Source organism: Methylobacterium sp. D48H (assembly GCF_053345715.1).
The window spans coordinates 36,862-63,338 of record NZ_JBKFAP010000002.1 but is presented as its reverse complement, the minus strand read 5'-3'; the positions used below and the strand labels follow the sequence as shown (position 1 = coordinate 63,338).

Sequence of the window (26,477 nt, the reverse complement as noted above, 5' to 3'; positions counted from 1 at the left end):
GACGTCAGCCCAGTTGCCGGATCGGGGCGCCGGCGAGCCAGGCCTCGATGTCCTCCACCGCCTGGGTGAAGAAGGTCCGGTAGTTGTTGCGCGACACGTAGCCGAGATGCGGCAGCGCCAGCACGTTCGGCAGGCGCCGGAACGGGCTGTCGGCCGGCAGCGGCTCGGTCTCGAACACGTCGAGGCCCGCGCCGGCGATCCAGCCCTCCTCCAGCGCCTGGACCAGCGCGGCCTGATCGACGATCGGCGCGCGCGAGGTGTTCACGAGAAAAGCGTCGCGGCGCATGCGGCGCAACTCGGCCGCGCCCAGGAGGTCGCGCGTCTGGTCGCCGAGGACCAAGTGGATCGTGACGACGTCGCTGGCCTCCAGCAGGGCCTCCTTCGAGGCCGCCCGCTCGACCCCGGCGGCGGCTGCGCGGCCATCGTCGAGGTTCGGGCTCCAGGCGATCACACGCATGCCGAAGGCGCGCCCGATCTCGGCCACCCGCGTCCCGATCTTCCCCAGGCCCAGAACGCCGAGGGTCGCGCCGGCGAGATCGGTCCCGATCGTGCTCTGCCAGGGGCCGCCCGCGCGCAGGGTCAGGCTCTCCGGCGCCACGTGGCGCGCCAGTCCGAGGATCAGCGCCCAAGTCAGCTCCGTCGGCGGCGTCGGGCTCGAATCGGTGCCGCAGACGACGACGTTGCGCGCCCGGGCCGCCGCGACGTCGATGGCGAGGTTGCGCATGCCGCTGGTGACGAGGAGTTCCAGCCGCGGCAGCCTTTCCAGCAGAGCCGCCGGGAACGGCGTCCGCTCCCGCATGATCACGAGGATCTCGGCCTGCGCGATCCGCGCCACGAGGTCGTCCGGGTTCGGGATGTGCTGGCTGATCGCGGAGATCGCGACGCGGTCGGAGAGGCGCGCCCAGTCCGCGAGCGCGAGGGCCGCCTGCTGGTAATCGTCGAGGATCAGGCCGGTGCGCATGGGGATGGGGTAGGCCTCGACGGGTGGAGCGTCAACGGATGCGGGGCGCCGGTGCGCGGCGCCCGGCGCCTACGCCCTGGCCAGGGCCGCGAACGCCGCCGCGACGCCGGCGGCGCCGGGATCCTGGACACCGGCGAGGTCCCCGGCGGCCAGGTAGCTGGAGCGGCCCGCGCCGGCGCGATCCATGCCGGCCGTGGCCTCGGCGCCGGCCCGGGCCGCCGCCGCGGCGGCCGCGAGGTCGCCGCCCTTCAGGGCCTCGACGGCGGGAATCAGGGCGTCGAGCAGGGTGCGGTCGCCGGCCCGGGCGCCGCCGTAACCCTGGACGCGCGCCACGCCCTGCCCGAGAGCCTCGGGCCACACGGCGCCGTCGGCGAGGGCCGAGGCCGTCGCGGCGAAGAAGATCGAGCCGAGCACGCCGCTCGATCCGCCGACCGCGCGCCCGATCCGCTCGGCGAGCGCCCGGCACAGGGCGGCCGGCTCGGCCTGCGGCAGCCGGTCCAGATCGGCCAGGACGGCCCGCGCCGCGCCCGCGAAGGTCGTGCCGGCGTCGCCGTCCCCGACCTTGGCATCGAGGCCGTTCAGGGTGTCCTCGGTCCCGATCAGGGCCTCGGCGACGGCTCGGATCCGCGCGGCGGTGACGGCGTCTTGCGACGGCACGAAGGCCTCGCCCGCGAGTCCCTCGGGCACCGGCCGGAGGATCGGCGGCGCGACCGGCACCGCCGCGGGCCAGGCCGGGACCGGGACGGGCTCCGACAGGGCACGCTCCAGCGCGTCGTCGAGTGGCAGGACCGACAGCGAGGCACCGTGCATGTCGAGCGCCGTCATCAGCGGCGCGGGCCCGAGCAGCAGGCGGACGCGCCGCCCCAGGTCGGTGGCGAGCACGGCGCGGGTGAGGACCTGCATCTCGAGCGCGGAGGCGGAGCCGAGATTGTTCACGAGCAGCGCCAGCCGGTCCGCACCTTCGACGGCCCGCGCGAGACGCTCGGCCATCAGCGCGGCGAGGTCGCTGGCCTTCGGCAGCGCGATGCGCTCCGCGCCGGGCTCGCCGTGGATGCCGAGGCCGAGCTCGGCCTGCCCCTCCGCCAGCCGCTCACTGCGCGGCGAGCCGGGGATCGTGCAGGTGGAGACCGCGATGCCGAGCGACTTCGCCGCCCCGGCCGCCCGGCGGGCGAGCGACGCCACGGTCTCGAGCGGTTCCCCGGCCTCCGCGGCGTGACCCGCCACCTTGTGGACGAACAGCGTCCCGGCGACGCCGCGCGGCTGCTTGGCGTCCGGCAGCGCGATGTCGTCCGCGACGATCACGGTCTCGACCCTGTGGCCGAGCGCCCGGGCGCGCTCGGCGGCGAGCCCGAAATTCAGCCGATCACCCGCGTAGTTCTTGATGACGAGCAGGCACCCCGCCGGCCCCGTCACCGCGAGGATCCCGGCCAGCACCGCGTCGACGCTCGGCGAGGCGAAGACGTCGCCGCAGACAGCGGCGCTGAGCAGGCCCGGTCCCACGAAGCCCGCATGGGCCGGCTCGTGGCCGGAGCCGCCGCCGGAGATGACCGCGACCTTCCCGGGATCCGGAGCGGCGCGGAGGACGACGCGGATGCCCGGGTCGCCGTCGAGCCGTGCCAGGCGTCCGCCGCTCGCGGCGACGAGGCCGTCGACGGCGTCGTTGACCAGGGTGGAGCGGGCGTCGATGAAGTGGGCCATGGCGTGACCTTCGATGGGGCCAATCCGCGATTCTGCGCCGGCGGATCCGCGCGCATTGTCCGCCTCGTCGAGCCCTGCTGGCAACGGTCTCCGTCCTCGCGAGCACAGCGCAGCGATCCGGCCCGCGCCACGCCGACCGAGGTCCCGCCGCCCTGTCACGCTTCGCGGCGCGCGCGAAGACGACGGTCCTGCCCGTCCCTATTCCTTCACGGCGCCGGTGAGTGCGGAGACGTAGTACTCGACGAAGAACGAGTAGAGGATCACCAGCGGCAGCGAGCCGAGCAGCGCCCCGGCCATCAGCGACCCCCACTTGTAGACGTCGCCATCCACGAATTCGCTCACCACGGCGATGGGCACCGTCTTGTTCTGCGTCGAGGACAGGAAGGTCAGCGCGTAGATGAACTCGTTCCAGCACAGGGTCAGGGAGAAGATCCCGGCGGAGATCAGCCCCGGGAAGGCGAGCGGCAGGATGATCTTGGTGAGGATCTGCCACCGGCTGGCGCCGTCCATCAGCGCGCATTCCTCCAGCTCGTAGGGAATGGTCTTGAAGTAGCCCATCAGGAGCCACGTCGAGAACGGGATCAGGATCGTCGGGTAGGCGAGGATCAGGGCGATCGGCGAGTCGAACAGGCCGTAGGCCTGGATGATCGTGGCGAGCGGGATGAACAGGATCGAGGGCGGCACGAGGTAGGCCAGGAAGATCGCCGCCCCGACCCAGCCGGCGCCCCGGTAGCGCACGCGGACGCAGGCATAGGCGGCGAGCACGCTCGCGAACAGCGACAGCACGGTCGCCGCCACCGACACGTACATCGTGTTCCAGAGCCAGCGCGGATACTGCGTCTCGAAGAGGAGCTTGTTGATGTGCTTGAGCGTCGGATCCACGACCCAGAACGGGTTGAACCGCTCCATGTCGATCAGCTGCTCGTCCGGTTTGATGGCCGTCAGCGCCATCCAGTAGAACGGGAACAGCAGCACGGCGAGGATGAGGAGGAGCGGCAGGTAGGTCGTCACGAGCCGCCGGGGCAGGCGCTCGAGATAGGCCATGCCCTCCGAATTGTCCGTGAGCCCGGCGGGCCGCGCCTCCAATACGGAGTTGAGATGCGGATCGGCATGGGCGGGCGGTGCGGGCGCGCTCATCGGTCGTTCCCCCCGGATTGCCAGGCCCTGCGCTGCAGGCCGAACCACGAGATGCCGATGGCCGCGAGCAGGAACGGCACCATGGCGGTGGCGATGGCCGCGCCCTCGCCGAGCGTCCCCGAGAGGATGCCGCGCTGGTACGACAGGGTCGCCATCAGGTGGGTGGCGTTCACCGGGCCGCCGCGCGTCATGGCCCAGATCAGCTGGAAATCGGTGAAGGTGAACAGCACTGAGAAGGTCATCACGACCGCGATGATCGGGGTCAGCAGCGGAAGGGTGATCCGCGAGAAGATCTGCCAGTTGGAGGCGCCGTCCAGCGTCGCGGCCTCGTAGAGCGAGGGCGAGACCGTCTGGAGACCGGCGAGCAGCGTGATCGCGATGAACGGCACGCCCCGCCAGATGTTGGCGAAGATCACGCAGGCCCGCGCCATGGCGGGATCGCCGAGGAAGTCGATGTTGCCGTCGATCACCCCGAGATGGCGCAGCGACCAGGAGATGATCGAGAACTGGCTGTCGAAGATCCACCAGAACGCGATGGCCGACAGCACAGTCGGCACCACGAACGGGATCAGCACGATCGACCGGATGATCGACTTGAACGGCATGTTCTTGTTGAGCAGCAACGCGAGGTAGAGGCCGACGCCGAACTTCACTACGGACGCCACCGCCGTGTAGAGGCAGGTGTTGAACACCGAGAGCCAGAAGACGTCGTCGTCCCAGAGCCACTCGTAGTTCTCCAGGCCGACGAAGACCCCGTCGCGGCCGATCCGCGCGTTGGTGAAGGACAGCCAGATGCCCTTCAGGAGCGGGTAGGCCAGGAACAGGCCGAGGATCAGCGCCGTCGGGAGCATGAACCAGAACCCCGCCCAGCCCCGGCTCGCGCGGACGCGCTGCCAGGCCGAGCGGGTCGGGATTGCGGCCGGGGCGGGCTGCGTCAGGGCCGTGTGCGCCATGGTCTCGCCTCCGGCGGGTGCGGTCAGGTGTTCCGGAAGATGCGGGTGGCGGCGCGCTCGGCGTTCTTGATGGCGCCCTTCACGTCCTCGCGGCCGGTGCAGTGACTGGCGAACATGTCGACGATCACGAAGTCGGCCAGCACCGCGGCGATCCGCTCGCTCACCGGCGCGAGGCCGCCCGCCGCCAGGGAGCGCCGTCCCGCCTCGGCGAAGACGGCGTTCTTCGGGTCGCTCGTCCAGATCGGGTTCTTCGGATAGTTCGACAGCGGCTCGCAGAGGTAGCCCTGGGCCGCCTCCAGCCAGGGATTGTAGTTCGCCGCCTCCATCATGAAGGCGATGAAGGCCTTACAGGCGTTCGGCGCCTTGGAGTACTTGAAGGCCAGGATCGGGAAGGCGAGCTGGAACTCGGTGGGCTTGCCGACCGGGCCGATCGGCCAGACCGCGTGGTCCATGTCCTCGGCGAGCTTCGGGTTGTCCTTCTTGGCCGCCGCGTAGATCGAGATGCCGTTGTTGGTCAGGTACAGGTCGCCGGCCAGGAAGGCCTTGTTGTTCGAGGAATCGTTCCACGACACCGTGCCGGGCACGAAGGTCTCGTACAGGGACTTGACGTATTCGAGCGCCTTGGCGGTCTCGGGCGAGTTGATGACGATCTTCTCGTTGGCGTCGACGAGGTTGCCGCCGTGCGACCAGAGCGCCCAGTGGCACCACGTGTTGCCGTCGCCGGTGGCGTGGCCGAGGGCGAAGCCGGCGGGCGTGTTGTTCTTCTTCAGGCCGCGGCAGAGTTCGAGGAAGCCAGCGGTGTCGGTGGGGAACTTGTCGAACCCGGCCTTCTTCATCGCCGAGATGCGGTAGTTCGGATAGCCGCCGTTGAACGCCACGGGGATCGCGATCCACTTACCCTTGACCTTGCCGTAGGCCTCGGCCGACGGGAACCAGGGTCCGTACTTCTTGCCGAGGGATTCCGCCACGTCCTCGAGCGGCAGGCACTTGTCGGGGAAGAGCGCCGGGAACGAGAACAGACCCCAGACCATGTCGGGTCCTTGGCCCGTGTTGGCGGCGACCGACGCCTTGGGCTGGATGTCGTCGAAGGACTCGTTGGTCACCGTGACCTTGACGCCCGTCGCCTTGGTGAAGGCGTCGACGAGCTTCATGAAGGCCTCGTCCTCGGCCGGCACGAAGCGCTTCCAGCGCAGGAGCGACAGGCTCGCGCCAGGCTCGGGCTTCCACTCCGCGTTCTGCGCCCAGGCCTTGGCGAAGCCGAGGAGGTCGCCGCCGGCGGCGAGGCCTGTCGCTGCGGCGCCCGCGAGGAGGGACCGGCGATCGAGAACGGACATCGTTTCTTCTCCCTCGGTGATCGTGATCCTAGAGGCGCCGCGCGCCTCGAATCCGCGTCGGATCCGACGCGGGTCAGTTCGGCAGGCGACGGCCGGTCTCGGCGTCGAAGAAGTGCACGCGGTTCGGCCGCAGCGAGATCGTCTCGCCCGGCCGCTCACGCACGCGCTCGCGCAGCACGCAGGTGAGGTCCTGGCCCCCCGCCCGCACCGCCAGCATGGTCTCTGAGCCGGTCGGCTCCACGACAACGACCTCCGCGGCGATCCCCTCGGGCGCGAGATCGAAATGCTCGGGGCGGACGCCCAGGATGAGCGGCCGACCGTCGACCCCGGAGGGCGCGTCGGCGAGCGGGATCGACAGGCCGGTCTCGGTGGTGAAGGTCAGACGCCCGTTCGCCCGGACCTTGCCGGGCATGAAGTTCATGGCCGGAGAGCCGATGAAGCCGGCGACGAACAGGTTGTCGGGCCGGTCGTAGAGCTCGAGGGGCGGCCCGATCTGCTCCACGACCCCGTCGTGCATCACCACGATCCGGTCGGCCATGGTCATGGCCTCGATCTGGTCGTGGGTGACGTAGATCGTCGTCGTCTTCAGGCGCTGGTGCAGCTCCTTGATCTCGGTGCGCATCGCAACCCGGAGCTTGGCGTCGAGGTTGGAGAGCGGCTCGTCGAACAGGAAGACCTGCGGGTCGCGCACGATCGCCCGGCCCATGGCGACGCGCTGGCGCTGGCCGCCCGAGAGCTGGCGCGGGTAGCGGTCCAGCAGGGGAGCCAGCCCGAGGATCTGGGCGGCCTTGTTGACGCGGAGATCGATCTCGGAGGCCGGCGCCTTCCGGATCCGCATCGAGAACGCCATGTTCTCGCGGACGGTGAGATGCGGGTAGAGGGCGTAGTTCTGGAACACCATGGCGATGTCCCGCTCCTTGGGCGGCACATCGTTCACCACGCGCTCGCCGATGCGGATCTCGCCGCCGGAGATATTCTCGAGCCCGGCGATCATCCGCAGGAGCGTTGATTTCCCGCAGCCCGACGGGCCGACCAGGATCACGAATTCACCGTCCCGGATATCCACCGACACGCCGTGCAGGACATTCGTCGATCCGAAAGCCTTGCGAACCTCGCGGATTCCCACCGAGGCCATGCTTCCTCCCGATCAAGGCCGCTCTGTCGGCGGCTCTAGGGCAGCAGTACAAATGAGGGTTCGCGGGAAAGCAAGCCGGCCTCCTGGCAAAGCTGCAGATATTCTTGGATCTGTCAGGCGAGCCCCCCGGCGCCCGTGACGAGCGCGGCCCGGTGAAACTTCCGGCGGGATGACGGGCGGCGCGGAATGCTATGGGATCGCGCGCCGGCCGCGGTCCCGGAACCGGGCCCGCCACGCGCGGACATCTCAGGATCACACATCCAGGGGACATGAGCACATGTCGTTATCGGGCCTGACCGCGCGGGAGATCCTGCCCGCCGACGGATGCCGGGGCGCCCTCGTGGGCCGGGTGTGGCGGCCGGACGTGGCCGGTCCGAGCGTCGTGGCGATCCGCGCCGACGCGGACGGTGCTGCCCGAATCGTCGACGTCACCGCCGCCTTCCCCACCGTCAGCGACCTGTGCGAGGCCCGAGACCCCGCCGCCGCCCTGCGCGGCGCCCAGGGCGAGGATCTCGGCAGCCTCGACGCGGTGCTGGCCACCACGCCGCCGGACGCGCGCGACGCCACCAAGCCCTGGCTCCTGGCCCCGGTCGATCTCCAGGCCCTGAAGGCGGCGGGCGTGACTTTCGCCACCTCGATGCTGGAGCGGGTGATCGAGGAGCGCGCACGCGGCGATCTCGCCGCCGCGGCGGCGATCCGCGCCGAGGTCGAGCGCCTGGTTGGGCACGACCTGCGCCGGCTGAAGCCCGGCTCGCCCGAGGCCATGGCCCTCAAGGAGGTGCTGGTCGCGCAGGGCGCCTGGAGCCAGTACCTGGAAGTCGGCATCGGCCCGGACGCCGAGATCTTCACCAAGGCGCAGCCGCTCTCGGCCGTCGGCTGCGGCGCGGATGCGGGGCTGCACCCGGACTCGCACTGGAACAACCCCGAGCCCGAGGTGGCGCTCGCGGTCGCCTCCGACCAGCGCATCGTCGGGGCGACGCTCGCCAACGACGTGAATCTGCGCGACTTCGAGGGCCGGTCGGCGCTGCTCCTCGGGAAGGCCAAGGACAACAACGCCTCCTGCGCCGTGGGGCCGTTCCTGCGCCTGTTCGACGACACGTTCGGCCTCGACGACGTCCGCCGCACGACCGTGACCCTCGAGGTGACCGGCACGGACGGCTTCCGGCTGGAGGGCACCTCGCCGCTCTCCGAGATCAGCCGCGACCCGGAGGAGCTGGCGGAGGCGCTGATGGGGCGGACGCACGACTACCCCGACGGCGCCCTCCTCCTCCTCGGCACCATGTTCGCGCCGATCCAGGACCGGCACGGGCCGGGCCTCGGCTTCACCCACGCCGACGGCGACCGCGTCGTCGTGGCGAGCCCGGAGCTCGGCAGCCTCGTCAACCGCATGCGCCCGTGCGACGCCTGCGAGCCCTGGACCTTCGGCGCCCGCGCGCTGATGCGGAATCTCGCCGCGCGCGGGATTCTGTGACAGAGCGGCCACCGGACCGAGCCCCGAGATGATGCCGATGACCGACACCGCCTTCCTCGACCGCCTCGCCGCGATCGTCGGACCGTCCGGTTTCGTCACCGGTGCGGAGCTGCGGGGGCGCTCGGCCAACTGGACGCGCCCGACCGAGCCCTGCGCCGCGCTGGCGCTGGTCCGCCCGCGCAGCACGGAGGAGACCGGCGCCGTCATGGCCGCCTGCCACGCGGCGGGCGTCGCGGTGGTCCCGCGGGGCGGCGCCACCGGCCTCGTCGACGGCACGCTCTGCCAGCCCGACGAGATCACCCTGTCGACCGAGCGCATGACCGGCATCGAGCCGGTGGACCCGCTCGGCATGACGGTGGTGGTCGGCACCGGCGCGACGCTCGAGAGCGTGCAGAACGCCGCGTCCGCGGCGGGCCTGTTCTTCCCCCTCGATCTCGGCGCCCGCGGCTCGGCGACGATCGGCGGCGCGATCTCCACCAACGCGGGCGGCCTGCGGGTGCTGCGCTACGGCATGATGCGCGAGATGGTGCTCGGCCTGGAGGCTGTGCTCGCCGACGGCACGGTCGTGTCGTCGATGCGGCCGCTCATCAAGAACAACACCGGGCTCGACCTCAAGCAGCTCTTCCTCGGCACCGAGGGCACGATGGGCATCGTCACGCGGGCGGTCATCCGCCTGCGGCCGGAGCCCGCCGGCTACGCGACGGCGCTGATCGCGTGCCCCGGGGTCGACGACGGCGCGCGGGTGCTGCGGGCGGCGCAGAGCGCCTTCCAAGGGCGTGTCTCCTCGTTCGAGGGCCTGTGGCCGGACTTCTACAGGCTGATGACGGCACCCGGGCGCGCGACCCCGCCGCTCGGTCCGGACTACCCGTTCTACGCGATCATCGAGGTCGAGTGCGTCCCCGAGGAATCGGACCGGTTCCTGGGCCTGCTGGAAGGGCTGATGGGGGACGGCACGATCCTCGACGCCGTGGTCGCCGCCTCGGAGGAGCAGCGCCGCGGCATGTGGCGGATCCGCGACCGCGTCGAGCACCTGAACGCCGACGGGATCGACCGGGCCTTCGACGTGAGCGTGCCGCTCGCGCGGATGGACGGCTACGTCCGCGGCGCGCTCGACCGGCTCGCGGCGATCCCGGGCTGCCGGGCGGTCGTCTACGGGCATATCGGCGACAACAATCTCCACTGGAACACCACCCGCCTCGACGCCGCCGGCAACGCGGCGATCGACGCGGCGATCTACGAGCCGCTGGCGGAGCTGAACGGCTCCGTCTCGGCGGAGCACGGGATCGGGCTCGAGAAGCGGGCCAAGCTGAAGCTGTCGCGCTCGCCCGAGGAGATCGCCGTCATGCGGCTCGTGAAGCGGGCGCTCGACCCGGACAACCGGCTGAATCCGGGCAAGATCTTCTGAGGGCTCCGCCGTGGCGATCCGCTTGGCGGTGCGCCTCACGCCGCGCGGGGGCCGCGACGCCGCGGAGGGCTGGGCCCGGGACGACAAGGGGCAGCCCTACCTGAAGGTCCGGGTCGCCGCCCCGCCGGTCGAGGGCGCGGCCAACGCGGCGCTCGTCGCGCTGATCGCCAAGGCGCTGAAGGTCAGCCGCGGCTCGGTCCGCATCGTGACCGGCGAGCAGAGCCGGCTGAAGATCCTGGAGATCGACGGCGTCGCGAAGGCGGATCTGGATCGCGTGTTCGGTTCGCCGTGAACGGTCGCCTACGTCTTTGCGAGCGCAGCGAAGCAATCCAGTGTTGCGCGCGATCGGAGGCCTGTGGCGCGCCTGGATTGCTTCGCTGCGCTCGCAAGGACGGAAGAGCCTGAACGTCAGCCGCTATCGGATGACGCGTCGCACCTCCCGCGACGCATCATCAACCGAGTGCGCGTTCAGAACGCGACCTTGTCGCCGCCCTTCAGCGCCAGGATCTCCCGCGCCTCGTCGGGCGAAGCAACGGACAGACCCAGCCCCTCGATGATCGCGCGCACCCGCCGGACCTGCGCGGCGTTGGTCTCGGCGAGCTTGCCCGGACCGTCCCAGAGGCTGTCCTCGAGGCCGACGCGGACGTTGCCGCCCATCGCGGCCGCCATGGCGGCGATGTTCATCTGGTTGCGGCCCGCGCCCAGCACCGACCAGCGGTACTGATCGCCGAACAGACGGTCGGCGGTGCGCTTCATGTGCATCACGTCGTCCGGATGCGCGCCGATGCCGCCCTGCAGGCCGAAGACCGTCTGGATGAACAGCGGCGCCTGCACGAGGCCGCGGTCGAAGAAGTATTTCAGGTTGTAGAGATGCGCGGTGTCGTAGCACTCGAACTCGAACTTGGTCCCGTTCGGGCCGCAGGTCGTCAGGATGTGCTCGATCTGGCCGAACGTGTTGCGGAAGATGATGTCCTTGTTGCCGAGATAGTCCCGCTCCCACTGGTGCTTCAGGTCCTTGAAGCGGTCGAGCATGCCGAACAGGCCGAAGTTCATCGAGCCGAGGTTCAGCGAGGCGACCTCCGGCTGGAAGGTCGCCGCGGGGCGCACCCGCTCCTCGATGGACATGGTCGGCGCGCCGCCCGTGGTGATGTTCACCACGCAGTTCGAGCGCTGCTTGATCACCGGTAGGAACTTGGCGAAGGCCTCGGGTGTCTGGTCGGGCTGGCCGTTCTCCGGATTGCGGGCGTGCAGGTGCACGATGGCGGCGCCGGCCTCGGCGGCGCCGATGGCGGCGTCGGCGATCTCCTCGGGCGTGACGGGTAGGTGCGGCGACATGCTGGGCGTGTGGATCGCGCCCGTCACCGCGCAGGTGATGATGACTTTCCGCTGTGAGGCCATGCTCAGTCCTTCCGTGAAGCCTTGTGGGCGCGGAGCGCCGCCAGCCGCGCGTCGCGGCGGTTCATGCGTGCGGGCAGATCGGTCGGCGGCTGCCAGTTGGCCAGGATCGCCTCGGTGGCTGTCGCCTCGTAGACCGCGGGCGGCGCCGGGTCGGCGGCGAGGCTCTTGTAGAAACCGGTGTAGCGGGCGCAGTAATCGGCGATGCCGCCGGGCGCGTTGAGCTCGATCGTCTCGAACGGACCCATGAAGCTCCAGCGCAGGCCGAGGCCGTCCGCGACGGTCTTGTCGAGGTCCTGCGGGGTGACGTAGCCCTCCGAGGCGAGGCGGAACGCCTCCGCCAACAGGGCGCCCTGGAGCCGGTTGAGGATGAAGCCCTCGATCTCCTTCAGCACGGTGATCGGGACCTGCCCGATCTGCTCGTAAACCTGACGGGCCCGCACCAGTGCCTCGGGCGCCGTCCACGGCGCGCCGGAGATCTCCACCAGCGGAATCAGGTGCGGCGGGTTCACCGGATGGCCGACGAGGCACCGGGCCCGACCGGGCAGATCCTCGGTGAACAGGGAGCAGCGGATCGCCGAGGAGGACGAGGCGATGACGGCCTCCCGCGGCGTCGCGGCGTCGAGGTCCGCGAAGAGGCTCCGCTTCACCTCCAGCCGCTCCGGTCCGTTCTCCTGCACGAAGGCGACGCCGTCGAGGGCGGCCGCGAGGGTGCCGGCCGCGCGGATGCGCGCCGCGGCACCCTCGGGATCCGCGCAGAGGTCGTTCGCCGCCAGCGTCCGCAGCCCCTCGGCGCAGAGCGGGATCGCGGCCTCGGCCACGCCCGCCGCGGGGTCGAACAGGCGCACGTCCCAGCCGGCACGGGCGAAGATCATCGCCCAGGCCCGGCCGATCAGGCCGGCGCCGACGATCGCGACGCTCTCGGTCATAGCCACAGCACCTTCCGCCTCAACTCCTGATCCTCGCGCAAGAGACGCGACTCGCCCGTCCACTGCACGCTGCCGCGCTCCAGGGCGACGGTGCGGTCGGACAGCGCCAGGGCGAGGTCGAGGTGGTGGTCCACCAGGATGATCGCGATCTCCCGGCGGAGCCGGTCGAAGGCCTCGAACAGCTCCTCCGTCACCGCCGGCGACAGGCCCTCGAAGGGCTCGTCGAGGAGGAGGAGCCGCGTGTCCCCCGAGAGGGCGCGGGCCACCGCCACCATCTGCTGCTCGCCGCCGGACAGGCGGGCCGCGTCGACGCTCCAGCGCTCCTTCAGGCGCGGGAAGAACTCGAGGACCTTCTCTTCGTCCCAGTGGATGCCGGCGCCGGTGAGCCGCCGCAGCCGGCCGAGGCCGAGATTCTCCGCGACGGTCATGCCGGCGAACAGCGCCCGCCCCTGCGGCACGTAGCCGATTCCGAGCCGGGCGATCCGGTCGGGCGACAGGCCGGCGATGTCCTTGCCGGCGAGCACGATCCGGCCGGCGGCCGGCGGCGCGGTGCCGATCAGGGTCTTGAGCAGGGTCGACTTGCCGGCCCCGTTGCGTCCGAGGAGCGCCACGACCTCGCCCCGGCGCACCGCCAGGTTCACCCCGTTCAGGATGTGCGACTTGCCGTAGAAGGTGTCGACGCCCTCCATGGCGAGCAGCGTCTCGGCCTCGGCGGCGCTGGCGCGCGGCTTCGCGGCGATCGCCGCCGTGCCCGAGCCGAGATAGACCGCCTGCACCCGCTCGTCGTCCCGGGCGTCCGCGACCGAGCCGTCGACCAGCACCGCGCCGTCGGCCATCACGGTGACGCGGTCGGCGAGGCGGAAGACGCGGTCGATGTCGTGCTCGACGAGGAGCACCGGGATGTCGGCCGACAGCGCCTTGATCAGGTCGCCGACCCGCTCGCGCTCGGCCGCCGCGAGCCCGGCGAGGGGCTCGTCGAGGAGCAGCACGCGCGGCCGCGTGGCCAGGGCCAGCCCCATGTCGAGCAGCCGCTGGCCGCCGTAGGACAGGCTGCCGGCCTCGGCCCGCTCGATGCCGGACAGGCCGGTCCAGCGCAGCAGCTCGGCCGTGTCGTCGGCGATCTCGCGGACGGCCAGCGCGTCCCGCCAGGGGCTGAAATGCGCGGCGTGCCGGGCCTGCACCGCGAGGCGGACGTTCTCCTCCACGGAGAGGCCCGGGAACAGGTTGGTGATCTGGAACGAGCGCCCGATCCCGGCCTGGGTGATGGCGTGCGGCTCCAGGCCGGCGATCTCGCTTCCGTCGAGGCGGATGCTGCCGCCGCTCGGGCTGAACATCCCGGACAGCAGGTTGAAGGCGGTGGTCTTGCCGGCGCCGTTCGGTCCGATCAAGGCGTGGAGCGTCCGGTCAGCCACCGCGAAGGACACGCCGCGCACCGCCTTCACGGGCCCGAAGCTCTTCCGGATCTCGTCGGCGACCAGCACCGGGCCGTCACTGCGCCCCTCCGCGATGAAGCGGGCCGGGACGCGGCCCGAGGCGCCGGCGCGGCGGGCCGACATGGCCGCGCCCTCGGTCGGGACGCGCCGGAACGGCTTGAGCAGCCGCGCCGCGATGCCGACGAGCCCGTCCGGCGAGAACACGATGAAGGCGACGAACAGCAGGCCGAAATACAGCAGCCAATCGGCGGTGTAGATCGACAGGAACTCGCGGAAGAGGATGTAGAACAGCGCGCCGAGCGCCGGCCCGAGGAACGAGCGCATCCCGCCGATCACCACCATGGCGAGCAGCTCGCCCGAGAAGGCGATGGAGATCGGGTCGGCCGAGGTGAAGCGGTGGCTGTAGGCCGCGAGCGCCCCCGCCAGCCCGGTGATCGTCGCCGAGATCACGAAGGCCGCGAGCTTGTAGCGGTTGGTGGCGTAGCCGAGGAAGCCGGCGCGCTGCTCGTTCTCGCGGATCGCCACCAGGACGGTGCCCATCGGCGAGCGCCGGAAGCGCCACAGGGCGATCAGGACCGCGAAGGCGATTCCGGACACCGCGGCGTAGTAGGCGCCGGGCTCCTGCAGCGCCGCCCAGCGGTGCAGGTTTCCGATGCCGTTCTCGCCGCCGGTCAGGTCGGTCCAGCGGAACGCGATGGCGTAGAGCATCGCCGTGAAGGCGAGGGTCAGGAGCGAGAAGTAGACGCCCCGCCGCCGGAGGATCAGGCCGCCGGCGGCGAGGGCCGCGAGCCCGGTGATCGCCAGGGCGCCGAGGAGCGGCAGGGCCATGTCGCCGGGGAAGAGGCGCGTCTGGAGGATCGCCACCGCGTAGGCGCCGATCCCGAACCACGCCCCGTGGCCGAACGAGGTGAGCCCGGTCCAGCCGACCAGGATGTTGAGGCCGAGCACCGCCAGGGCGAAGATCACCACGTCGGTGGCGGTGATCAGCGTCAGGCCGATCGCGTCGAGGGCGAAGGGCAGGACGATCAGGGCGGCGAGCGCCGCCCAGAGCTGGCGGCTCTCGCGCAGGATCAGGCCGCGCTGCGGCAGGGCGAGCGGCAGCGGCTCGGCGGTTCCGGACATGGGACGCTCTCCGCTCACTCGAACCGGGCGATGTGCTCGCCGAACAGGCCGCGCGGGCGCAGCAGCAGGACGAGCACCATGAGGGCGTAGACGGCGGCCTCGGTGGCCGGCGGGTAGGCGTAGGCGGTGAGGCCCCGGACCACGCCGACGATCAGCGCGGCGAGCACCACGCCCCAGAAGGAGCCCAGACCGCCGATCACCACGACCACGAAGGCGAAGGTCAGGATCTCGGCGCCCATGGCGGGCTGCACGCCCGTAACCGGCGCCATCATGGTCCCGGCGAGCGCCGCGAGCCCGACCGCGATCGTCACCACCGCGGTCATGTAGGGCCGGAGCGAGATGCCGAGCGCCGCGACCATGTCGGGATTCTGCACGCCGGCCCGGACCACGCGTCCGAAGCTCGTCCGTGTCAGGAGCAGCCACAGGCCGGCGACGCAGGCGAGGGCCACGACGAGGATCGAGAGCCGGTAGCGCGAGTAGATCAAGTCGCCGATGAAGACCTGCCCGCGCAGCCACAGCGGGATCCCGAACGGCACCGGCGCCGCTCCAAAGGCCATGCGCAGCGCCTGCTCGGCCACCATCGCGAGGCCAAAGGTGAGGAGCAGGCCGAGCGTCGGGTCGCCGCGGTAGAAGCGCCGCAGCAGGAACCGCTCGATCAGGAGGCCGAGCACCGCCACCGCGAGCGGCGAGGCGATGAGCGCGCCGCCGAAGCCGATGGTCGGCGTCAGCAGCACGGCCATGTAGGCGCCGATCGCGTAGAAGGCGCCGTGGGCGAGGTTCACGATCCCGCCGAGGCTGAAGATCAGCGACAAACCCAGCGCGATCAGCAGATACTGCACGCCGATCAGCAGGCCGTTGAGCACCTGCTCCAGGATGAAGACGAGCTGCATGGACGCCTCACGCCGGGAAGGTGCAGGCGTTCTCGTCGCGGGTGGTGGCGAGCACTTCCAGGCTCTCGCCGGGACCGGGCAGCGGTCCGGTCGAGGTGAAGATGTCGTAGGGATTCTTGACCTGATCCGCCGGCAGGGCGGTGATCGCGAACATCTCCTGCATCAGCTCGTGGTCCCAGGGGCGGAAATAGCCCTCGCGGACCTTGGCGATGTCGAACTTCGCCCCCGATTCCAGGTGCTCCACGACCTTGATCGACTCGGTCGATTTGAGCTCGTTCATCGATTGCGCGACGATCTTCATCGCCGTGTAGTCGCCCCAGCCCTGGTTCTCCGGCGGCTTCTTGTACTTGGCCTTGAAGGCGGCGACGAACTTCTTCGCCGAGGGCGAGTCGATCTGGTGATGCCAGATCACCGGCCAGGTGCCGAGGAAGTTCCCCGGCCCGGCGCCCCAGGCGAGCGCCGTGTCGAAGCCGAAGCCGGCGACCGGGAACGGCAGGCCGAACTCGCTGTACTGTTTCAGGAAGTTGGTGATCTGCGCGCCCGCGAGGTTGCAGATCACGAGGTCCGGCTTGGCCTGACGGAGCTTGAGCAGGAACGGTGAGAAGTCGGTGAGCTCGGTCGGGATCAGATCCTCGCCGACGAGGGTGGCGTCGTTGGCGGCGAAGTACTTCTTGGCCTGCTTCAGGAGATCGTGGCCGAAGGCGTAGTCGGCGGTGAGCGCGTAGACCTTGCGGCCCTTGATCAGGCCCCGGTCGAGCAGCGCCCGGCCGCAGGCCCGCACCATCATGGTGTTCTGCGATTCGACGTGGAACATGAACCGCTTGCAGTCGGAGCCGCGCAGCGCGTCCGAGTTGGCGCCGGTGTTGATGAACAGGATCTTCTCGCGCTGGGCGACCTGGCTGATCGCCAGCGCCGAAGCGGAGTTGATCTCGCCGACGAGGCAGGCGACGCGGTCGCGCTGGACCATGCGCTCGGCCTTGGCCGAGGCGGTCTGCGGGTTGACGCTGTCCTCCGACAGGAGCTCGACCTTCCGGCCCGCGATGCCGCCGGCGGCGTTGATCTCCTCCACCGCGAGCTGGGCCGCCTGCACGGCGAACTCGCCGAGCGGCCCGAGGAAGCCGGTCCGCGGCGTGAGGTGACCGATCCGGATCACCTCGGACTGTCCCTGGGAGAGCGCCGGGCTCGCGAGGGCCGGCGCGAGGAGCGCCGCGCCGCCGGCGCGCAGGAGGCTGCGGCGAGAAAGGGAATCCCCGTACCGATCCGTCATCGTTCCGCTCCCGTGCGTGTCCTCCAGCCGGGTTGTTGTGGCGGACTCTGACGGCCCTCACCCGAACTGTGATCACAGATCACTAGCGCGATAGTGCCGGATCCGTCTAGTGTCGGCATATGAATTCCACTTTGGCGCTGGCCGACCTGCCCCAGCTCGCGCGGCGGACCCTGTCCGACACCGTCTACGAGGCCCTGTCGGATCTCCTCGCCTCGGGGCGGCTGGCGCCGGGCGACCGGCTGTCCCTCCGGCAGAGTGCGGCTGCGCTCGGCGTCTCGGTCATGCCGGTGCGCGAGGCGGTGAGCCGGCTCGCGGCGGACGGCGTGCTGGAGGTGGCGCCGAATCGCGTGATCCGGGTGCCGGTCATGGGCGCGGCCGCGTTCCGGGCCCTGGTCGAGACCCGCATCGCGGTCGAGGGGATCGCGGTGGCGCGGGCGGCCGAGCGGCGGACGGGGGCCGAGCTCGCGGCGATCCGGAGCGCCGAGACGGCCTTCCGGGCCGAGGCCGAGGCGGCGGAGCCCGACAGGGCGCGCGCCGTCCAGCTCAACCGCGACCTGCATTTCGCCATCTACGGCGCGTGCGGGCTGGCACCCCTGCAGGAGATCATCGCGCGGCTCTGGCTGAAGGCCGGCCCGGTGATCAACCTGGATCTGCGCGCCCACCCGGAGCGCCTCCTCCAGGGCTTCGCTCTGCGCCGGCACGCCGAGGCCGTGGCAGCCATCGAGATCCGGGACGGCGCGGCGGCCGCGGCCGCGATCGCCGCCGACATCCGGGAAGCCGCGGAGTTCATCTTGACCCGCGGCGGATTGCGGGACGTTCAGGGAGAGGAGTGACCATGGATCTGGGGATTGCCGGCCTGCGCGTCCTGGTGACGGCGGGCGCTGCCGGAATCGGTCGCGAGATCGTCGACGCCTTCCTGGACGAAGGCGCGCGCGTCTTCGCCTGCGATATCGACGCCGAGGCCTTGGCCGCGCTGCCGGACACCGTCGGGCGCAGTCGGACCGACGTCGCCGACCGCGACGCCGTCGCCGCGATGATGGACCAGGCGGTCGAGTTCCTCGGCGGCCTCGACGTGCTCGTCAACAATGCCGGGATCGCCGGCCCGACCGGTCGGGTCGAGGAGATCGCGCCCGAGGAGTGGGATCGCTGCCTCACGGTCTGCCTGACCAGCCAGTTCAACTGCGCGCGCCTGGCGGTGCCGCATCTCCGCCAGAGCGCCAACGCCTCGATCGTCAATCTCTCCTCGGCCGCGGGCAAGTTCGGCTTCGCCCTGCGCAGCCCCTACGCGGCCGCCAAGTGGGGGGTGATCGGCTTCACCAAGTCCCTGGCGATCGAGCTCGGCAATGCCGGGATCCGGGTGAACGCGATCCTGCCGGGCCTCGTCGCCGGGGATCGCCAGCGCCGGGTGCTCGAATCGAAGGCCCAGCAGCAGGGCACCAGCTTCGCCGACATGGAGGCGCGGGCGTTCTCGTTCGTGTCCGTGAAGGAGTACGTCACGGCGCGGCAACTCGCCGACCAGATCCTGCTGCTCTGCTCGCCGCGCGGCCGGACGATCTCGGGGCAGGCCATTTCCATCGATGGTGACACCCGGATGCTGTCCTGAAATTAATCCAGCGCCGGAGATGCTGCGGCGGATCAATCCTCAGAGTATTGCAAGATCGAGCTCAGGGCGCCGCGACCGCGGCCGCGACGCCCGCCGCGGTAGCGGAAGACACGAGCCGGACCGCCAGCGCCGGCCCCAGGATGCGAGGAAGCGACCATGAGCGACAAACGCCGGATCACGCCCGCCGACCTGCGCTCGAAGGCCTGGTTCGACAACCCGCACAACCCGGGCATGACCGCCCTCTACCTGGAGCGCTACCTCAATTACGGGCTGACGCCGGAGGAGCTGCGGTCGGGCAAACCCCTGATCGGCATCGCCCAGACGGGTTCCGACCTGTCGCCCTGCAACCGCCATCACGTCGAGCTCGCCAAGCGGGTGCGGGACGGCATCACGGCGGCCGGCGGCGTCGCCTTCGAGTTTCCCTGCCACCCGATCCAGGAGACCGGGAAGCGGCCGACCGCGTCGCTCGACCGGAACCTCGCCTACCTGTCGCTGGTCGAGGTGCTGTACGGCTACCCGCTCGACGGCGTCGTGCTGCTGACCGGCTGCGACAAGACCATGCCGGCCTGTCTGATGGCGGCGGCCACCGTCAACATCCCGGCGATCTCGCTGAACGTCGGACCGATGCTCAACGGTTACTTCCAGAAGGAGCTGACCGGGTCCGGCACGATCGTCTGGAAGACGCGCGAGCGGCATGCCGCCGGCGATATCGACTTCCAGCAGTTCATGGACATCGTCGGGTCGTCGGCACCGTCCACGGGCCACTGCAACACGATGGGCACGGCCTCGACAATGAACGCCCTCGCCGAGGCGCTCGGCCTCGCGCTGCCCGGCTCGGCGGCGATCCCGGCGCCCTACCGCGAGCGCGGCCAGGCGGCCTACGCCACCGGCCAGCGGATCGTCGAGATGGTCTGGGAAGACCTCAAGCCCTCTGACATCCTGACCCGCGAGGCCTTCGAGAACGCGATCGTGGCCAACGCAGCGATCGGCGGTTCGACCAACGCGCCGATCCACATCAACGCCATCGCCAAGCATATCGGCGTGCCGCTGAGCTGCGACGACTGGGAACGGGTCGGGTTCGAGATCCCGCTGCTCGTGGACATGCAGCCCGCCGGCCGCTGGCTCGGCGAGGAGTATTTCCGCGCGGGCGGCCTGCCGGCGGTCTTCGCCGAGCTGATCGAGGCGGGGAAGGTCCACGAGGGTGCCCTGACCTGCAACGGTCGGACCGTCGGCGAGAACTACCGCGGGCGGCACAGCTGGAACCGCGACGTGATCCGCGCCTACGGCGAGCCGCTGATGGAGCGCGCCGGCTTCCTCAATCTCAAGGGGAGCCTGTTCGATTCCGCGATCATGAAGACCTGCGTGATCTCGGAAGAATTCGCCGCCCGCTACCTGCGCAATCCGAACGATCCGATGGCCTTCGAGGGGCGGGTGATCGTGTTCGACGGTCCCGAGGACTACCACACGCGGATCGACGACCCGGCGCTCGACATCGACGAGAACACCATCCTGATCATGCGCGGGGCCGGTCCGATCGGCTATCCCGGCGCCGCCGAGGTGGTGAATATGCAGCCGCCCGGCGCCCTGATCCGGCGCGGCGTCACCTCGCTGCCCTGCATCGGCGACGGCCGGCAATCCGGCACCTCCGGCACGCCCGCCATCCTGAACGCGTCTCCCGAGGCGGCCGCGGGCGGCGGGCTGGCCCTGTTGCAGAGTGGCGACCGTATCCGGATCGACCTCAACCGCCGGAGCGCCGACATCCTGCTCCCGGCCGAGGAGATCGCGCGCCGGCGCGCGGATCTGGCGGCGCGCGGCGGATATCCCTACCCGGCGACGCAGACGCCCTGGCAGGAGATCTACCGCGATCAGGTCGACCAGCTCGATCAAGGCATGGTGCTGAAGGGCGCGGTGAAGTTCCAGAAGGTCGCGCAGGCCTCCGGGGTGCCGCGGGACAACCACTGAGGCCGTTACCAGGACCCGCCCGACGGGCGGACGCGGGGCTGCGACGGGCCGCGCGCCGGGCGAGGTTCGCGGCAGCCCGCGAGGCCCGGCGCAGTACAGGACTCCGGCCGCCCGCTGCCAGCGTGACACCGCGGCCGATTTGCGCCGCAGTGAATTTTGAATACATTTCCCCGCGGGTGGGCGCGTCCCATCTCGGGAGGGATCGATCGTGACGGAAGCGAGGGCAGATGCCCCGGCGCCGCGTGCAGCGGCGCGCCTCGAGGCCGGTTTGCCGCGCCGGCTGGCGGAGCAGCTTCAGGGTGAGGCGCGCTTCGACGCCTTCACGCGCGGGCGCTACAGCACCGACGCGTCGATCTACCAGATCATGCCCGCCGGCGTGGTGCTGCCGCGCTCCGCCGCCGACATCGCCGCGACCCTGCGCATCGCCGCCGAGCACGGCGCCCCGGTCATCCTGCGTGGCGGCGGCACCTCGCAGAACGGCCAGCCGATCGGGTCCGGCCTCGTCGTCGACTGCTCGCGGTACTTCAACGGCGTCCTGGCCTACGACGCGGAGGCCGGCACGATCACCGTCGAGCCCGGCATGGTGCTGGAGCGCCTGAACACCCGGGTGAAGGCCGACGGCTGGTTCTTCCCGGTCGAGCCCTCGACGGCGACCCGCTGCACCATCGGCGGCATGGCGGGCAACAATTCCTGCGGGGCCCGCTCCCTGCGCTACGGCAAGATGAGCGACAACGTCCTCGCGATCGAGGCGCTGCTCCACGACGGCGAGGCCTTCGGCTTCGGCCTGACCGGAAACGCGCATCCGGGCGTGAACGGGTCGGATCGGGCCGCGGCGCTCGCCGCGCGGATGCGCGGCCTCGCCGAGGACCACCGCGCCGAGATCGAGGCGCACTACCCGAAGGTTCAGCGCCGCGTGGGCGGCTACAACCTCGATTCGCTGATCGAGGCCCAGCCGAACCTCGCGCACCTGCTCGTCGGGTCCGAGGGCACGCTGGCCGCGACCACCGCGGTGACGCTGAAGCTATCGCGCCTGCCGACACACCGCGTGATGGGCGTGTGCCACTTCCCGTCCTTCCGGGCGGCCATGGAGACGACGCGGCACATCGTCGGCCTGGACCCGGTGGCGGTCGAGCTGGTCGACAACAACGTCCTCGTGCTCGGCGCCGATATCCCGCTGTTTCGCACGACGCTCGCCGATATCACCAAGGGCAAGCCGAACTGCCTTCTGCTGACGGAGTTCGCCGGCGACGACCTCGCGTCGCTCCGGCGCGACCTGAAGCGCCTCGACGCCTGCATGGCCGATCACGGCTTCCCGGACGCCGTCGTGGAGGTCGTCGAGCCCGCGCGCCAGAAATCCGTCTGGGAGGTGCGCGAGGCCTGCCTCAACATCATGATGTCGATGAAGGGCGACGCGAAGCCGGTCTCGTTCATCGAGGATTGCGCCGTCCCGCTGGAGCACCTCGCCGACTACACCGACGCGGTGACGGAGGTCTTCACCAAGAACGGCACCCGCGGCACGTGGTATGCCCACGCCTCTGTCGGCTGCCTGCATGTCCGCCCGATCCTCGACATGAAGGAGGCCGGTGACGTCCGGCGGATGCGGGCGATCGCGGAGGAGACCTCCGAGCTGGTGCGCCGCTACAAGGGCTCGTATTCCGGCGAGCACGGCGACGGCCTCTCGCGCTCGGAATTCGTCGAGCCGCTGTTCGGCGCGACGCTCACCCGTGCCTTCGAGACCGTGAAGGACGCGTTCGACCCGGACAACCGGCTCAACCCCGGCAAGATCGTGCGCGCGCCGAAGTTCGACGATCGCAGCCTGTTCCGGTTCAAGCCGGACTACGCCGTGTCCGCGCCGATGAAGACCGCCCTCGACTGGTCGGACTGGGGCGGCTTCGGCTCCGCCGTCGAGATGTGCAACAACAACGGCACCTGCCGGAAGCTCGTCGGCGGCGCCATGTGCCCCTCCTACCGGGCAACCCGGGAGGAGCAGCACCTGACCCGGGGCCGGGCCAATTCCCTGCGGCTCGCGATCTCGGGCCAGCTCGGCAAGGACGCCTTCACCAGCCCGGAGATGAAGCGAACCCTCGATCTCTGCGTCTCCTGCAAGGCCTGCCGCCGCGAGTGCCCGACCGGCGTCGACATGGCCAAGATGAAGATCGAGTTCCTGCACCATTACCACGCCCGCCACGGGCTGCCCCTGCGGGAGCGCCTCATCGCGACGATGCCGCTCTACGCCGGGGCCGCCGCGCGGCTGGCGCCGCTCCTCAACCTGCGGGACCGGTACCCGGCCCTCGCCGCCCTCTCGGAGCGCGTCGCCGGCCTCTCGGCCAAGCGCTCGCTGCCGCGCTGGCGCCGGCCCTGGAGCGAGCAGGGCGAGCCCGCCCACGCGCAGGACGTCGCGGGCGATTTCCGCGACGTGATCCTGTTCGGCGACACCTTCAACCGGGCCTTCGAGCGGGAGAACCTCGAGGCGGCCGAGCGGGTGCTACAGGCGGCCGGCTACCGGCTGCACCGGGTCTACCCGTCGCGCGGGCGGCGCCCCCTCTGCTGCGGCCGGACCTGGCTCTCCGCCGGCCAGACCGACCGGGCGCGCCAGGAGGCGCGCCGCACCCTCGACGCGCTGCTGCCGTTCCTGCGCGCGGGGGCACGGGTCGTCGGCCTCGAGCCGTCCTGCCTGCTCACCTTCCGGGACGAGTTCGCGGCGCTCCTGCCCGGCGAAGAGGCCGCGCTGCTGGCCAAGCAGTCGTTCCTGTTCGAGGAGTTGCTGGCCGCCGACCTGACGGCCGGACGCATCGCGCTGCCGTTCGCCGATCAGGGCGGCCGGGTCGCGCACCTGCACGGCCACTGCCATCAGAAATCCTTCGGCGTCATGGGCTCGGTCGAGACGGTGCTCCGGTCGGTGCCGGGGCTCGACCTGCGGGTCATCGAGTCGAGCTGCTGCGGGATGGCGGGCGCCTTCGGCTACCGGCCGGAATCGATCGAGACGTCCTTCGCCATGGCGGAGCTGTCGCTGTTCCCGGCCCTGCGCGCCGCAGGGCCCGACGACCTCGTGGTGGCCGACGGGACGAGCTGCCGTCACCAGATCCACGACGGGCTGGGTCTCCAGGCGGAACATGTGGCCCGCGTGCTGGATCGGGCCCTCGTGCCTCGACACTCCATTGCCGGGCACCTACACATAGACCACAGGTCGCACTGACCTGACGTGTGTCGGGGGACCATGAACAAAATCGAGCCCGGGATCGGCATCAGCCGCCGCTACCTCCACGACGAGGTCGCCGAGCGCATGCGCGAACTGATCCGGTCCGGCGAGATGGAGCCGAAGGCGCGGATCAACGAGAGCGAGCTGACCGAGCGCTTCGGGATCTCGCGGACGCCGCTCCGCGAGGCGATCAAGATCCTTGCGACGGAGGGGTTGCTCGAACTGCTCCCGAATCGCGGGGCGCGCGTCGCCAGCATCTCGGACGGCGAACTCGAGGAGATGATGGAGGTGATCGCGGGCCTCGAGGCGACGGCCGGCGATCTCGCCTGCCGCACGATCACCGACGCCGACATCGACGCCCTGGTGGTCGACCACGACGCGATGGTCGAGGCCTGGAAGTCGGGCGACGAGGCCGGTTACTTCAGCCACAACCGACGCATCCACGAGGGGATCATGGCGGCGAGCCGCAACACGATCCTCGCCAACATCTACGAGAGCCTGTCCGGCCGGATCCAGCGGTCGCGCTACTCCGCCCACCAGACCCCCGAGCAGTGGGCCCGCGCCGTCTCCGAGCACGAGCGCATGATCGCGCTGCTGCGCGCCCGGGACGGTGCGGCGCTGGCCGTCCTGATGCGCGAGCATATCCGCGGGAAGAAGTCGGTGATCGCCGCCAATTACGGTGCGGCCGAGACCGCCTGAGCGCCTCGACCACGGTAGACCACGCCCGCGATCAGCCGGGCGTCCCGGTCATCTCGAACCAGAACGACGCGCCCGGCGTCCGGGAATCGTTCGCGTAGAGAAACGGGATGTCGGGGCCGGTGCCGCGGGCGGCGAAGACCGTCTTGACTCGGGCGCTCATCGCCGCGTCCTGGCAGATATACATCACCGGCACGGTCACCCGGAACGGCGGCGCGCCGCACAGCAGCATCGCCGCCAGAAGGTACTGCTCGTTGTACAATCGGCAGTTCCAGGCGGACGGGTAGTCGTCCGGGATGAAGATGTCGTGGATCTGCACGATCACGCCCGGTGCGAGGCGCGGCATCACCTCGAAGAAGAACACCGTCACATCCGAATTCGCGAAGGAGCGGTGCGAACCGTCGAAGAAGAGGATGTCGCCCGCCTTCAGTTCCTCGAAGATCTTCAGATCGCAGGATTCCAGCGAGCTGCGCACGGTCCAGTCGCAGAGCGCGTCGATCTCGCGGCGGGGCATCGGATCGATCGAGGTGATCCGCGTCGGAAGGTTCAGGGTGTCGATCGCGTGCCGCGCGAAGCAGGTCGAGCAGCCCGAGCCGATCTCGAAGAACCGAGACGGGCGCTTCCAGGCCAGCATCGTCATCAGCGCGGCGCCGTCGAGGGCGGTGAACCACGTGTTGTTCCAGTGGGGCGTCGCCGCACCGGTCACGGGCGCGTCGTGCGGGACGCTGTGCAGCAGGTCCGCCCGCGCCTCGAGTTCCGTGAGGAAGCTGTCGTAGGCCGCGTGCGACCGGGCGAGCACCGCCTTGAGCTGGCCGTGCGGCGCCCGGCCCGGCGACCAGCGCGCGGACGGCACGACGGGATAGTAGTCGTGGACCGTGTGGCTCCAGCGGAACGCTTCCCGGCTGGCCCGGAAAATATCCACCCCCGCGCGACGGCCCGCGCTCCTGACGACGTCCTTCAGCATGATCGATCCCCGGCTCCGGATCGACAATGCCGGGACTGCAACTTATGGTCGAGTCGGGCGGAACACCTACGCAGTCCGACCTGCCGGCAGGGTTAGGACGCGATGAAGAGACGATCCCGGGCCGGGCCCGGATTCGGACAGACTGCCGACGCAATTATCGCGGGCCACGCGCCCCCGCCGCTCAGGCGGCGCTCGGCGCCCGCAGTCCGGCCACCAGATCGGTGAAGCGGTCGCCCTGGACGATCACGTGGCCCCGGAGGGCCTCCGCGGCGGCGGCCTCGTCGCCCGCGATGATCGCGGCGACGATCGCCTCGTGCTCGGCCAGCGATTGCGGCAGGCGCTGGCGCACGCGCAGCTGCAGCCGGCGATACGGGGCGAGGCGGCGATGGAGCGACAGCGCCTGCTCCGCCAGGAAGGCGTTCCGGCTCGCCCGGTACACCACCGTGTGGAACACGTAGTTTTCGGCGTAGTAGGCCTCGGTGTCCTCGGTGGCCAGGGCGGCGCGGCAGCCCTCCAGCGCGGCGCGCAGCGCGGCGGCGTCCTCGGGGACGAGGCGGCGCGCCGCGAGACGGCCGCAGGCCGCCTCGATCTCCGCCATCGTCTCGAACATGGCGAGCAGCAGGTGCGGCTCGGGCGCGCTGACGATCGCTCCCCGCCGGGGCTTCGTCTGCACCAGCCCGGTGACGGCGAGCTGCAGCAGCGCCTCCCGGATGGGCGTGCGCGAGACCCCGAAGCGGGCCGCGAGCTGGTTCTCGTCGAGTCGCGATCCCAAGGCGAGCTCGCCGGAGACGATCTCATCCTCGATTCGCTGCCGCAGCCGCTGCGCGTGGCTCATGCCGCCGTTCCCTCCCCCGATGAACGGGTCGCGCGCCGCCCCGCCCTTGAGGCCGGCGGATGTTCGGCACGCGCGGACATTATGCTGG

At 70.7% G+C, this 26,477-nt stretch carries 21 protein-coding genes; 8 read left to right on the top strand and 13 right to left on the bottom strand.

The window, feature by feature from the left end; genetic code table 11:
- Positions 1 to 4: 4 nt before the first annotated feature.
- The 6 genes from ACLBX8_RS06430 to ACLBX8_RS06405 all read right to left on the bottom strand — a co-directional run bounded on the left by ACLBX8_RS06430 (position 5) and on the right by ACLBX8_RS06405 (position 7,218).
- Positions 5 to 961 carry a D-2-hydroxyacid dehydrogenase family protein gene (locus ACLBX8_RS06430; RefSeq protein ID WP_447714774.1) on the bottom strand — a complete coding sequence of 319 codons (957 nt, stop codon included), beginning with the start codon at positions 959 to 961 and terminating at the stop codon, positions 5 to 7.
- Positions 962 to 1,030: 69 nt separating this feature from the next.
- Positions 1,031 to 2,659 carry a dihydroxyacetone kinase subunit DhaK gene (locus tag ACLBX8_RS06425; protein WP_447714773.1) on the bottom strand — a complete coding sequence of 543 codons (1,629 nt, stop codon included), beginning with the start codon at positions 2,657 to 2,659 and terminating at the stop codon, positions 1,031 to 1,033.
- A 198-nt stretch (positions 2,660 to 2,857) separates the two neighbouring features.
- On the bottom strand, positions 2,858 to 3,703 hold the full coding sequence (locus ACLBX8_RS06420; RefSeq protein WP_234082978.1) for a carbohydrate ABC transporter permease: 846 nt from the start codon (positions 3,701 to 3,703) through the stop codon (positions 2,858 to 2,860).
- 89 nt (positions 3,704 to 3,792) lie between these two features.
- Positions 3,793 to 4,749: a carbohydrate ABC transporter permease gene (locus ACLBX8_RS06415; RefSeq protein WP_020091916.1), complete on the bottom strand. Its 957-nt coding sequence runs from the start codon at positions 4,747 to 4,749 to the stop codon at positions 3,793 to 3,795.
- 23 nt (positions 4,750 to 4,772) lie between these two features.
- The gene (locus ACLBX8_RS06410; RefSeq protein ID WP_020091915.1) at positions 4,773 to 6,083 is read right to left on the bottom strand and encodes an ABC transporter substrate-binding protein; all 1,311 of its coding nucleotides are present in this window, start codon (positions 6,081 to 6,083) and stop codon (positions 4,773 to 4,775) included.
- A gap of 73 nt (positions 6,084 to 6,156) precedes the next feature.
- Positions 6,157 to 7,218: an ABC transporter ATP-binding protein gene (locus ACLBX8_RS06405; protein ID WP_020091914.1), complete on the bottom strand. Its 1,062-nt coding sequence runs from the start codon at positions 7,216 to 7,218 to the stop codon at positions 6,157 to 6,159.
- Between the two features lie 277 nt (positions 7,219 to 7,495).
- Between ACLBX8_RS06405 and ACLBX8_RS06400 the strand changes: the two genes are divergently transcribed.
- Genes ACLBX8_RS06400 through ACLBX8_RS06390 form a run of 3 tightly spaced genes read left to right on the top strand, consistent with a single transcriptional unit; the run spans position 7,496 to position 10,386 of the window.
- Positions 7,496 to 8,689 (top strand): fumarylacetoacetate hydrolase family protein, encoded by a 1,194-nt coding sequence (locus ACLBX8_RS06400; protein ID WP_447698744.1) that lies wholly within the window; start codon positions 7,496 to 7,498, stop codon positions 8,687 to 8,689.
- A gap of 37 nt (positions 8,690 to 8,726) precedes the next feature.
- On the top strand, positions 8,727 to 10,094 hold the full coding sequence (locus ACLBX8_RS06395; protein ID WP_447698745.1) for an FAD-binding oxidoreductase: 1,368 nt from the start codon (positions 8,727 to 8,729) through the stop codon (positions 10,092 to 10,094).
- A 10-nt stretch (positions 10,095 to 10,104) separates the two neighbouring features.
- The gene (locus ACLBX8_RS06390) at positions 10,105 to 10,386 is read left to right on the top strand and encodes a DUF167 domain-containing protein (RefSeq protein WP_447698746.1); all 282 of its coding nucleotides are present in this window, start codon (positions 10,105 to 10,107) and stop codon (positions 10,384 to 10,386) included.
- Positions 10,387 to 10,562: 176 nt separating this feature from the next.
- On the opposite strand, the gene ACLBX8_RS06385 is transcribed toward ACLBX8_RS06390, so the two are convergent.
- The 5 genes from ACLBX8_RS06385 to ACLBX8_RS06365 are packed head-to-tail and all read right to left on the bottom strand — an operon-like array spanning position 10,563 to position 17,130.
- Positions 10,563 to 11,492, bottom strand: coding sequence for a 3-keto-5-aminohexanoate cleavage protein (locus ACLBX8_RS06385; protein ID WP_447698747.1), 930 nt, complete (start codon positions 11,490 to 11,492; stop codon positions 10,563 to 10,565).
- A gap of 2 nt (positions 11,493 to 11,494) precedes the next feature.
- Positions 11,495 to 12,418, bottom strand: a complete 924-nt coding sequence (locus tag ACLBX8_RS06380; RefSeq protein ID WP_447698748.1) for a 3-hydroxyacyl-CoA dehydrogenase — start codon at positions 12,416 to 12,418, stop codon at positions 11,495 to 11,497.
- Positions 12,415 to 14,973, bottom strand: coding sequence for a branched-chain amino acid ABC transporter ATP-binding protein/permease (locus ACLBX8_RS06375; protein WP_447698749.1), 2,559 nt, complete (start codon positions 14,971 to 14,973; stop codon positions 12,415 to 12,417). The genes ACLBX8_RS06380 and ACLBX8_RS06375 overlap by 4 nt, the downstream gene beginning before the upstream one ends.
- Positions 14,974 to 14,987: 14 nt before the next feature.
- Positions 14,988 to 15,863 carry a branched-chain amino acid ABC transporter permease gene (locus ACLBX8_RS06370; protein WP_447714772.1) on the bottom strand — a complete coding sequence of 292 codons (876 nt, stop codon included), beginning with the start codon at positions 15,861 to 15,863 and terminating at the stop codon, positions 14,988 to 14,990.
- Positions 15,864 to 15,870: 7 nt separating this feature from the next.
- Positions 15,871 to 17,130 (bottom strand): ABC transporter substrate-binding protein, encoded by a 1,260-nt coding sequence (locus ACLBX8_RS06365; RefSeq protein ID WP_020091906.1) that lies wholly within the window; start codon positions 17,128 to 17,130, stop codon positions 15,871 to 15,873.
- Between the two features lie 119 nt (positions 17,131 to 17,249).
- Between ACLBX8_RS06365 and ACLBX8_RS06360 the strand changes: the two genes are divergently transcribed.
- The 5 genes from ACLBX8_RS06360 (at position 17,250) to ACLBX8_RS06340 (ending at position 24,593) form a co-directional block, all read left to right on the top strand.
- A complete protein-coding gene (locus ACLBX8_RS06360) occupies positions 17,250 to 17,963 on the top strand; it encodes a GntR family transcriptional regulator (protein WP_447714771.1) in 714 nt (237 codons plus the stop codon).
- Positions 17,964 to 17,965: 2 nt separating this feature from the next.
- Positions 17,966 to 18,733, top strand: a complete 768-nt coding sequence (locus tag ACLBX8_RS06355) for an SDR family oxidoreductase (protein ID WP_427510140.1) — start codon at positions 17,966 to 17,968, stop codon at positions 18,731 to 18,733.
- 156 nt (positions 18,734 to 18,889) lie between these two features.
- Entirely contained in the window at positions 18,890 to 20,695 is a 1,806-nt protein-coding gene (locus ACLBX8_RS06350) for an IlvD/Edd family dehydratase (RefSeq protein WP_427510141.1), read from the top strand.
- Positions 20,696 to 20,903: 208 nt separating this feature from the next.
- A complete protein-coding gene (locus ACLBX8_RS06345; protein ID WP_447714770.1) occupies positions 20,904 to 23,891 on the top strand; it encodes an FAD-binding and (Fe-S)-binding domain-containing protein in 2,988 nt (995 codons plus the stop codon).
- 21 nt (positions 23,892 to 23,912) lie between these two features.
- Complete coding sequence (locus tag ACLBX8_RS06340; protein ID WP_020091901.1) at positions 23,913 to 24,593, top strand: GntR family transcriptional regulator; 681 nt, start codon at positions 23,913 to 23,915, stop codon at positions 24,591 to 24,593.
- A 31-nt stretch (positions 24,594 to 24,624) separates the two neighbouring features.
- On the opposite strand, the gene ACLBX8_RS06335 is transcribed toward ACLBX8_RS06340, so the two are convergent.
- Both ACLBX8_RS06335 and ACLBX8_RS06330 read right to left on the bottom strand, forming a co-directional pair.
- Positions 24,625 to 25,554 (bottom strand): class I SAM-dependent methyltransferase, encoded by a 930-nt coding sequence (locus tag ACLBX8_RS06335; RefSeq protein ID WP_447714769.1) that lies wholly within the window; start codon positions 25,552 to 25,554, stop codon positions 24,625 to 24,627.
- 181 nt (positions 25,555 to 25,735) lie between these two features.
- Positions 25,736 to 26,389, bottom strand: coding sequence for a GntR family transcriptional regulator (locus tag ACLBX8_RS06330; RefSeq protein WP_447714768.1), 654 nt, complete (start codon positions 26,387 to 26,389; stop codon positions 25,736 to 25,738).
- Positions 26,390 to 26,477: the final 88 nt, after the last annotated feature.